The organism is Proteus sp. fly-1008 (assembly GCF_040140305.1).
GTDB lineage: Bacteria > Pseudomonadota > Gammaproteobacteria > Enterobacterales > Enterobacteriaceae > Proteus > Proteus vulgaris_B.
In genome coordinates this window covers 1-8,801 of record NZ_JBEEWH010000020.1, presented here as the reverse complement: position 1 = coordinate 8,801, position 8,801 = coordinate 1, and the positions used below count along the sequence as shown (strand labels likewise).

Annotated in this window: 21 protein-coding genes; 1 reads left to right on the top strand and 20 read right to left on the bottom strand. The window is 40.8% G+C overall.

From position 1 onward, the window contains the following. Positions 1-132: 132 nt before the first annotated feature. On the bottom strand, positions 133-696 hold the full coding sequence (locus tag ABN256_RS18475; protein ID WP_181880499.1) for a Rha family transcriptional regulator: 564 nt from the start codon (positions 694-696) through the stop codon (positions 133-135). A 628-nt stretch (positions 697-1,324) separates the two neighbouring features. Here ABN256_RS18475 and ABN256_RS18470 point away from each other — a divergent pair. Further along, positions 1,325-1,540 (top strand): KTSC domain-containing protein, encoded by a 216-nt coding sequence (locus ABN256_RS18470; RefSeq protein ID WP_197269288.1) that lies wholly within the window; start codon positions 1,325-1,327, stop codon positions 1,538-1,540. A gap of 4 nt (positions 1,541-1,544) precedes the next feature. Here the strand turns inward: ABN256_RS18470 and lysC are convergent, their stop codons facing one another. The 19 genes from lysC to ABN256_RS18385 form a co-directional block, all read right to left on the bottom strand. Then, positions 1,545-1,775: an Rz1-like lysis system protein LysC gene (gene lysC / locus ABN256_RS19295; protein ID WP_439652325.1), complete on the bottom strand. Its 231-nt coding sequence runs from the start codon at positions 1,773-1,775 to the stop codon at positions 1,545-1,547. Continuing rightward, the gene (locus ABN256_RS18465; RefSeq protein ID WP_197269289.1) at positions 1,690-2,067 is read right to left on the bottom strand and encodes a DUF2570 family protein; all 378 of its coding nucleotides are present in this window, start codon (positions 2,065-2,067) and stop codon (positions 1,690-1,692) included. Before ABN256_RS18465 ends, lysC begins: the two co-directional genes overlap by 86 nt. Position 2,068: 1 nt before the next feature. Continuing rightward, complete coding sequence (locus tag ABN256_RS18460; protein ID WP_036976899.1) at positions 2,069-2,401, bottom strand: M15 family metallopeptidase; 333 nt, start codon at positions 2,399-2,401, stop codon at positions 2,069-2,071. Continuing rightward, a complete protein-coding gene (locus ABN256_RS18455; protein ID WP_115370795.1) occupies positions 2,398-2,733 on the bottom strand; it encodes a phage holin, lambda family in 336 nt (111 codons plus the stop codon). The genes ABN256_RS18460 and ABN256_RS18455 overlap by 4 nt, the downstream gene beginning before the upstream one ends. A gap of 434 nt (positions 2,734-3,167) precedes the next feature. Further along, positions 3,168-3,671: an antiterminator Q family protein gene (locus ABN256_RS18450; protein ID WP_243213056.1), complete on the bottom strand. Its 504-nt coding sequence runs from the start codon at positions 3,669-3,671 to the stop codon at positions 3,168-3,170. A 198-nt stretch (positions 3,672-3,869) separates the two neighbouring features. Next, positions 3,870-4,466, bottom strand: a complete 597-nt coding sequence (locus ABN256_RS18445) for a recombination protein NinG (protein WP_349439880.1) — start codon at positions 4,464-4,466, stop codon at positions 3,870-3,872. Beyond that, complete coding sequence (locus tag ABN256_RS19290) at positions 4,438-4,581, bottom strand: protein NinF (RefSeq protein WP_141124276.1); 144 nt, start codon at positions 4,579-4,581, stop codon at positions 4,438-4,440. Before ABN256_RS19290 ends, ABN256_RS18445 begins: the two co-directional genes overlap by 29 nt. Beyond that, entirely contained in the window at positions 4,578-5,240 is a 663-nt protein-coding gene (locus tag ABN256_RS18440; RefSeq protein WP_349439879.1) for a metallophosphoesterase, read from the bottom strand. The genes ABN256_RS19290 and ABN256_RS18440 overlap by 4 nt, the downstream gene beginning before the upstream one ends. Continuing rightward, on the bottom strand, positions 5,237-5,668 hold the full coding sequence (locus tag ABN256_RS18435) for a hypothetical protein (RefSeq protein WP_349439878.1): 432 nt from the start codon (positions 5,666-5,668) through the stop codon (positions 5,237-5,239). The genes ABN256_RS18440 and ABN256_RS18435 overlap by 4 nt, the downstream gene beginning before the upstream one ends. After that, entirely contained in the window at positions 5,665-5,871 is a 207-nt protein-coding gene (locus ABN256_RS18430; RefSeq protein WP_066747538.1) for a hypothetical protein, read from the bottom strand. Before ABN256_RS18430 ends, ABN256_RS18435 begins: the two co-directional genes overlap by 4 nt. Positions 5,872-5,908: 37 nt before the next feature. Beyond that, the gene (locus tag ABN256_RS18425; RefSeq protein ID WP_311749745.1) at positions 5,909-6,388 is read right to left on the bottom strand and encodes an HNH endonuclease; all 480 of its coding nucleotides are present in this window, start codon (positions 6,386-6,388) and stop codon (positions 5,909-5,911) included. Next, the gene (locus ABN256_RS18420) at positions 6,381-6,824 is read right to left on the bottom strand and encodes a YbcN family protein (protein WP_349439877.1); all 444 of its coding nucleotides are present in this window, start codon (positions 6,822-6,824) and stop codon (positions 6,381-6,383) included. Before ABN256_RS18420 ends, ABN256_RS18425 begins: the two co-directional genes overlap by 8 nt. Before the next feature lies 1 nt (position 6,825). Then, positions 6,826-7,158, bottom strand: a complete 333-nt coding sequence (locus tag ABN256_RS18415) for an HNH endonuclease (protein WP_349439881.1) — start codon at positions 7,156-7,158, stop codon at positions 6,826-6,828. Between the two features lie 22 nt (positions 7,159-7,180). Next, on the bottom strand, positions 7,181-7,435 hold the full coding sequence (locus ABN256_RS18410) for a Lar family restriction alleviation protein (protein WP_349439876.1): 255 nt from the start codon (positions 7,433-7,435) through the stop codon (positions 7,181-7,183). Next, a complete protein-coding gene (locus ABN256_RS18405; protein ID WP_349439875.1) occupies positions 7,432-7,656 on the bottom strand; it encodes a hypothetical protein in 225 nt (74 codons plus the stop codon). The genes ABN256_RS18410 and ABN256_RS18405 overlap by 4 nt, the downstream gene beginning before the upstream one ends. Next, complete coding sequence (locus ABN256_RS18400; RefSeq protein WP_349439874.1) at positions 7,656-7,862, bottom strand: DUF551 domain-containing protein; 207 nt, start codon at positions 7,860-7,862, stop codon at positions 7,656-7,658. The genes ABN256_RS18405 and ABN256_RS18400 overlap by 1 nt, the downstream gene beginning before the upstream one ends. Before the next feature lie 13 nt (positions 7,863-7,875). Next, positions 7,876-8,211, bottom strand: a complete 336-nt coding sequence (locus tag ABN256_RS18395) for a nucleoside triphosphate pyrophosphohydrolase family protein (RefSeq protein WP_081213868.1) — start codon at positions 8,209-8,211, stop codon at positions 7,876-7,878. Between the two features lie 89 nt (positions 8,212-8,300). Next, the gene (locus ABN256_RS18390; RefSeq protein ID WP_036969518.1) at positions 8,301-8,492 is read right to left on the bottom strand and encodes a hypothetical protein; all 192 of its coding nucleotides are present in this window, start codon (positions 8,490-8,492) and stop codon (positions 8,301-8,303) included. Positions 8,493-8,510: 18 nt separating this feature from the next. Beyond that, positions 8,511-8,801 (bottom strand): DnaB-like helicase C-terminal domain-containing protein (locus tag ABN256_RS18385; protein WP_349439873.1); only part of this gene is annotated, 291 nt, incomplete at its 5' end.

Here is an 8,801-nt window from a genome sequence, read left to right as displayed (position 1 = left end):
CCACTTCATTTTTATGGTTGCTACCATTCTTCCTGTTTTCATATTCCACCCAATAAAAAAGGCCACTAGGGCCTATTCATCGTTAAATGTTAATTAAATCAATCTCCTCAATTTTGAGGAGTGCAATATTTATTACTTTTCATGATTTAATAACTTGCCACCGCCAACTAAACCTAATGCCATCTGGCTAATATCACCTATTAACTTTTCAGCGCGGTTTAAGATGGCTAAATCATCTTGGCGTTTGCGTAATCGGCGACCTGCATCACTTGAATCTTCATCAGAAGCTTTTCTTGCCACGGCTAACATGTGTTGTAATTGCTGGATGGTAAATCCAAATCCTGATTCAGCTTCTAGCTCAGTCATATGATCGAACACTTGCGCTTGAAGCTCGTAGCTGTAACTCATAGCCATCAAACAAGCTTCACGCTTAGGGAATTTACAACACGGGTATGAGCGACCTTTGTTGTCGATGTAATCGGCGTAAAATTTCGCTGATTGATTTTCACCCAATACTTTAGGCACTTTCCTTAAAAAGTCTTTATGCTGTAATTTTCTATACTTCTTGCATGGAAAACTTAACCCTTCTATCTCAGCCTTTGCCTTTCTATCTGCGTTGATGTAATCAACCATTTCTAAACTAGTCATGGTTGGTTGTTCAGATGTAGCATTATTGATGACTGATAATTTTGTCATGATACTGTCCTTACTTAGTAATGAACCCTTGCCACATAGGAAATCAGCCCATCGAAGCAGTATCAGCTATAACTGATCTCCTCAAAGGCTCATTCCTAAATAACGGTTCGATGTTTTTAGATGTGCGTGCATGTGGAGCACAGAGTGAAATGCGTAGAGTTCGCAACCATCATCACGTATCACTACGTTAATCAGGTCGCTTCTAGTCTGTTCCTAGCAGTCAAGATATGATCACTCTCCTTAATGGATAACCGACTTATCTAATTGCTGATATATATATTTACTTAAGCTATACTAAGTAGCTATCGCTACACTTTGATTGATATCTTGTTAGTATTGCCCAGCCTCCCGTGCTGGGATTTTTTATTCTTTTGGAATGCTTTTATCCAATTCTTCACGGAATTTAACTGGATTCTCTGAACCTTCTACTGCCATGATATTTCTCCATTAAAAAGCCCCGCTATTGCGAGGCATAATTAAGATTTTCTTTACTTTGTGGCTAAGGTCACTAGATCAATAAAGTCCTGACAGAACTCTAACCTGTGTCCGTGATCATCCACGAAGTTATATTTCTTAAAATGTTCTAATATTTCCTCGGGACTTTTCCCGTTAATAGGAGATTTAGAAATTGAATCGCGTTCCTGTTTCATCTTCAAACCTTCAATCAGTTGGCTATGATCAAGCCACTCAAACTTTGGAAGTAGCATTCCATAGTGGCAGTGTTTATCAGTACTTAAATGTTCCATCAAAGATCCATCAAGGCCTAATGAATGCAAGTTCGAAAGGTCAATACCTTGATGTGAATATTAAAAAAGCTGGCTACAAATACCGTCAAATTAGCTAACTAGTTAAAGCGGGGACATCCTCGCTTTTTCAATTTCCCGTATTGCTTTCTTGTCTGAGTTACATTGCTCAATAACCGATAACAGGGAGATGTTTAACATTAACGATTCTCCCCATGTCATTTGTTCGGGTATGTATGGCAATAGACAATCAGCGGTTAGGTGTGCCGGTATCGCTATGTGCTCCACTGGCACGTATTCTTTCTGAATAGTCGTGCATCCTGATAAGAGCGTCATTAGGAATAGCAGTATTGGCGCAATCATTATTGACAAGAACAGTTTTGATAACCGTTTTAACTTTTTCAGAATCCACGGCTGACCTATTCCGCTCTTCGCTATTAAGTGATGAGACATTATTGATAATCCTGAATGTACGGTTGGCATTTTCTGTGATGGATTGCTGGCGAGATAACTGACTAGTTGCTGTGTTGTGATCTTTGCTTAATTTGTCGTAGTCATCTATTACCCACCATAGCCAGAATGCAGATATTGCCAGTAGTCCAGCTAATACCTTAGTTAGCGTATTCATATCACTTAACGCCATTGTGCTCTAACGAGTAGTGATTGCCGTCATTGAAACGACCGCCCCACGTACCGCCGATAGATTCCCAATATTCACCAAGCAATTTATGATCACTTGATGCCGTGAGATATTTGCCATCTTTAAATAGGTTGAAATCCACAGCTAGGCGTTGTGTGTGTAAGCTGTTTTTAATACCCGCACCTGATTTGGCATTTAACTGTGCCTGCTCTGGCGTTCGGTATGCTTCCGAGAATGTCAGCTCATATCCGTTGTCGTAGGCAAAGATAATTAAGTCCGCAATCATACGAGTGAACTTGCGTTGTTTCTCACCGAGTGTCATTTGTTAACTCCGAATTTGTTTTTGAAGAACGACATTACCGCTTCCACGATTGCACCGATTTTCTTAGTACCAAGGAAGCCAATAAACACACCAAAAAACTGAGCCAAGCTGATTGGTAACTTTGCATATTCCAAAGCAGTAATGATGCCAATACTGATAAAGGCACATATAGCCGCTTCAGCTAAAGATGCCTTCCATCCCGAACCTTCTCTTTTCTCTCTGGTAAAAGCAGTCATTCCGGCTAACAAAACGCCAGCGATAAGTGGCGCATTTATTGTTATCCAGTCCCAGATTTGCACCCAGAATTCTGTATTTTTTTCAGGCATGCGCATACTCACCCCCTGCGGAGTGTTCCGTAATTAAAGTTAATAGAACGCCGACTCACAGCTCTTGTGTGAACGTGATAACGAGGGTAATTGTTCTGTGGTCGGCATATACGAAAAAAGACCGCCTAAGCGATCTTTAAAATGAGTTGTTCGGAATAACCAAACATGTGAACTATCCGGAAATTCCGGAGAGTTGAACTTGTAAGGATTACTTACAGGTTGCAGATAGCAAAAAACCCCGCCGAAGCGAGGTCTTGAAATTGTCGAGCGGTTCAAGGATGGTTTAAATCTGACGCTCCCCAGATTCTCATAACGCCTTTCCCATCAAGGCTACACGTCTTTCCGTAGTGTCAATCAACCTTTCGGTTAACAAGGTAAGTAAACTTAAGAGTCACGTAAAGCAACTTACCTTATAATTGTTGTCCATTTGTCCTTTAATGTCAATAGCAAAGTTCAGTTATTTTCTTTACTTTAGCTACACGTTTACGATTATTCATTGCATTTCGCAGAGGTTCGTACAATAACCACTGAGCAGCTTTGAGTTTTTCGTCAACTTCTCTCCTGCAAGTTCTATGAGATGGCTTGCCGTATTTATTTCCCCCTCTCGTTTGCATTTTGCGTGGTTTTGCAACTCGGTGATAGTAAGATGCAATCGACAACTTAGATGAACCATGAGCGTAATAACTTAGTAATATTCCATAAGCCTGTGTGTCAGTGGCGATGACTGAATCTACGACCTGAGAAATCAACATTCCTTCATCATCATTGCACATAGGTCTTGATGGGTTTTTACTTGGTTCTACTGTTTGCATGAATTTATAAATCATGTTGATCATGCGAATGTCGATACGACCAGAATATACCCAAGCACCCCACAGATTTAACCAACCATCTAGCCAGCGAAACTGCTCATCTGTTAATTCCTTTTCTCCGATATAGCTCATCTCGCCTCCGGTAATACTGTGTGATGACCATCGCCACTTACTGAGTAGACAATAGATTTCTTCCTACGCTTTGCGTCGCTAGTAACCAATACTGATAAGATGCCCATAGGTAGCTGAACAACGCTAAAACTTTGCCTTTTCAATGATTCTCTGGACAACCTTCTTGCCACGGTAATAGCAACTGGCAGGCTTTTGTATTTATCGCGCCTCATCTTTCAGCTCCTTTAACTTTGCTCGGTAGTGATCACGTATCCGCTCATAATCCTCGCGTTTCCATTTTGGCAATTCATGAGAGCCCATCAGCCGATCGAAACGTTCCTGACCAATTTTTTCTATTAGTCGAGGTGTGTAATTTTCGATATTTCCCGATAGATGGTTATTACATGGTGCGCATTGCTTATGGCAGTTATCTTCATCGAACCTAAGTTCTGGGTTAGCACCGGTGGTTCGATAGTGCCCTGCGTGATACTGACCTTCGTGAAAACGACCACACGAGATGCAAGGCTCATCCTTGTCTCTTTCTCTGATAAATGCGTTGAATGCGGTCTGTGCTTGCTTGGTGAAATATGAGAGGGGTTTTACTGCTAACTTGCGGGATTTGAGTTTGTCTTTTTCTTCTCGTTCTTTTTTCTGTTTCTCCTTTTTAAGTTTTGCTAATGCTTTTTCTCTATCTTTATTCCTTCGTTGCTCGGATAATTCAAATCCATGCTCCGGGCTACACCAATTTTGAAAACTCTGCCTTGGAATAAACCATTCTCGGCATACTTTACAGCGCCGTCGCCTTAGCTTCTGCATCTCCCTCTCCTTTGATTTTATCCATCACTTCCAAATGAGCGTATTCATCAGCACACTTGCTACACACATAAATTTCATCATCTGTTAGCTGTCTATTGCATGATTGGCAGTTCATTTGATTTGTCTCATAGTTAGCCCATAACCAAACACTGCCCCAGTATCGATGTATTCCTGATTAGCGCGCTTTTCGATACCTTTAATCATTGGTGTATGCCCAAATAGAAACAGGTCAGCGCCTTTGATCTCACGGACGTTATCGTCACCTATACGCTCACGACTCCAAATTACATACTGCTCATCTACTGGTTTGCCGAACTCGTATTCATCGGATGGATAATCAGCATGTGTAATGACAGTCTTTTTCCCATCTGCATTTACTTCGATAATAAAAGGTAGTTTCTCTACTTTGGCTAAGCAGGCGTGGGATAAGACTTCACTATCGTAGTCCTGCATGAAAAACCAATCACCGCCGTTATAGAGCCAGTTATGTGAAGGCGCCCCATTAAACAAAGCGTCAATAGCCATTTGCTCATGATTGCCACGTACAGCTCTAAACCATTTCTCATTAATCAAGTCTAGGCATTCGACGTTTTGGTCCCCACGGTCAATTAGGTCACCAACTGAAATTAATAAATCTTTTTCTTTATCAAAATCAATTCGATACATATTCCTTTTTAATAGATTGAAGCATCCGTGAATATCACCAACCACCCAAATATGCCGATACTGATCCCCATTGATTCGGAGGTAAATTCCGTTACGTTCTTCACTCACACTCTCACTCCACTCAATAATGAATCAAACTTCATCAACATCGGATTACCCATGCCTGCGGTGTTTGCCTTATCGACAAATGACAATCCACACATAAAATCATCCAGCACTTTTATAGGTTTCTTTGCTTCAACTTTCTTTGCTTTAGGGAAGAGTGGGAGATTAGCCAATCGCTCTTTTTCAAACTGACTTCTCAGTCGAGTGATTGCATCGTCTGTTACTGCGTAGTTATTGATTGGGCGAGTGCGTTTACGGCTCTTTGTTTCGACATGCTCTACACACTGGAATGCAAGTAACTTTCTTAGAATCGTTCCAACCCTTGCGGGTGTTAATCCTGTTACAGATGAAATGGTGTTGTGATTAAATGAGATAAACTCACGACCAACAACTATCACTCGCGCATAAGTCCTGTATTGTTCTTCAGTCATTTCTCAGCCTCCAACTCAATAGCCCGTTTTGCGGATGCCAGCACTTCACATAAGTCTTGCTCTTTGTCTTTATGCCCTCTCAATCCAGCGCAGAGAGCTTTTTTAATTAAATGCTGTAATGCTGGGTTAGTTACTTCAAATGCTTTTAAAACGTCATACACATCGATTGTTACGCCTTTGCATGGTCTGTCGTATTTACTCATTTTGTTTCCTTTTCAATTTCATGTATTCAGATCCACCCTATAAGCCATGGTTCTTGTGATACCCATGCTCTTCGTTGGCTTTTTTTCTGGCTAAGATGGCATCACTGATATCATCAAAAAGACCTATGTGTTTCTTTTTTCCATTTACGCTTATCTGGGCGCACCATTTGCCACGAAATTTATTCCAACTAACTCCCTGAAACCCAGACGTATTATTTACTGGCGTTTTCCTGTTCCTTGCATTTTCAGCAATCGATACCATCCGTAGGTTTTCTAGCCGATTATCTTGTGGGTTGTGATTAATGTGATCTATAACCATCCCATGAGGAATATCACCATGATGCATTTCCCAAATAACTCTATGCGCTAAATGGCTCTCCCCCTTATATTCCACACTAATTCTCCCGTTGTTTCCCACCCATCCTGCACGGTCTCCAATCTTAGTTCTTTGAGATGCCCTTACCCTCCAAATTAAAACCCCATCAACATATAAAAAAACCTCATTCCATTTATTCATTTTGTTTCCTTTTTAATTCCATATATTGAGAGTTATCAGGTATCGTCACGAAACAATTTATACCTACCGCCCAGCGTTCAACCTGCTCCATAAAATGGAACATTTCACCTGTATCAAGTTTTGATGTTTTTCGAAGTGTCCTTACGCGCTCTGTAAGTTGTGTAGTAACGTCAATCATATCGACCACCTCATAGCCTAGGAATGTATGCTTTAGCACCTCCTTAACGGCTTCAGGTGTGTAATTGGCGTTGTTCTTGCATAGATATTTGCTTATCTCTGTGCACCACAAATGAAAAGTGGAATTCTGAGATAATGAACGCTTGTTTTTCCAAGGCTGGATAATGATTCGGTGCGGTTGGTTTGTTGCTAGAACTTCTTTGAGGTGTTGCCATGCGGTATTTTTGGTTGATTCGTGGAAGAGAAAATCTGCTTCCAAGTTAACCTCCTAAATTCTCCTGCTGATACTGTTCAAACCAGAAAATAACTGGTTTATCGACTAATTCAATCATTCCGAAACGTTCTGCTGTTCTGAAATTTACTGAATACAGCCTAGCTCTATCTGCCTGCCGTTTTATTTCGTGTCGAAAATCTTCAATTGAGTATGTTTTTTTGAATAAGTTGCATGGAGCACACGCGGGGAAAAGATTTTCAGTTGTGTCATTGTTAGCAATAAAATCAGGGCCACGAAGAACCGGCTCTACATGATCTGCATGCCAGCCTTTTTCTGGTAACTCACAACCGCAGTAAGCACATCGACCACCGAACAACATTTTCAATTTTCCGCGTTGTTTTTTAGTCAATGTTAGCTCTCCTGTTAAACCGCTGCGCTGAATAATCACGGTCAATTTGCATTAATTCTTTTGGTGTCATGTCATCAGAATCATCAGGGTAAATATCGTTATTGTGGGTAAAAGAGAAATCAGCGCCACAATCAGCATTAGTACATTCGATATGATCACAAAGGTGGTTATCTTCTGGGTTCGGCTCGTTCTCTCCACACCATTTAACTTTACTGCCGCAAAACGGGCATTTCTTGAGTTCGTTCATAACAATGGCTCCCGTAATCCTGTTTTCACATATTTGATATCGTAGGCAATGTAGATTTCCCATTCGTCATAATCGTGACCGTAATAATGACCGCCAGCCCACGCACATTTATCCTGGTCATTCAGTATGAAATCCCATTGTTCATCATTGAGTGCTACAAGCCTGTCGACGTTGGCATCGAACACCTGTTGCTTAATCATTCGTGCAAGTGGTGATTCCATCATTCACCCTCTGGCATTGGTGGGAGTGGCGATATACACCAATGTGTAATTTCATTTTCAATGGTGCGACCGCAGTTATAAAACAATCCTGTTTTGTGGCTATAATGACCAGCAGTCACTTCCCCAAGAACGCCATCCCAAAGAATTACTTGAGTGCGATCAACAGGCAATCTCTCACTCACCTTAACCCAATTATTTCCCTGCATTAGATGCCTCCTGTTAGAATTGTTTTCCGCCCTTCTTGATACGGTTTTCACGCTGATGATCTGCTCTATGTTTGTTGTATTCGAGCTTTTCAGTTATTGCGCTTTCAATGTCATAATCAAAAGCTTCGGCATAATCCAAAATACGAATAACAGCATCAGCAAGTTCAACCTCTGCCATTTTTCGATGTGGCAAGTGATCGTCCATTAAGTCTTTGCGCTCACCCTCCATCGCCTCGCTAATTTCAGAATGAATAAGGCAGAGTAACGTTCCTTTTTCGCGTGGGTTATCCCACCATCCAGCAGATTTATTTTGTTGATGGATTTGTTGCTGTAATTGTTTAATGTTCATCTAAAAATCCTCTTGCGTGTTAAACGTTGGCACCTTGGAATCGGCGTTGTTGCAGGCACAAAAAAGCCCGCATATTGCAGGCTGAGTTATTAGAATTCGCGCTGATGTTCCGTTATCACATCCGTAGCATTAACGGATGCCCGAACAGCCTTATCGATTCTCTCCTGTGCATCAGGATACTCAGTTTTTACAATTGCTAACTCATTGGTGATTAATAAAAATTTATCTTTTAAGTAATTAATAAGTTGTTCATCTGTCATTTTTTCAGTTTTAACAATCATGGTTTTCTCTCATATTAACTAGCATTCAATTTCATCTTGATAAGATTCCATCCTTACTCGATTTAAGTCAACCTGATCTAAACCACCACGAGCGTTAGTGAAGTAATATGTTTTTTCTGCACCGGGAGCGTGACGTGATTTAGTGCAAATAATTTCAGTGATCCCTTTTAGCTCTGACTGAGGATTATATTTTTCATCACGATAAATCATGAATATAACGTCTGCTTCCTGCTCAATAACGCCAGACTCTCTCAAATCAGCATTAACGGGGCGCTTATTGGTTCGTTGCTCTAAGTTACGGTTTAATTG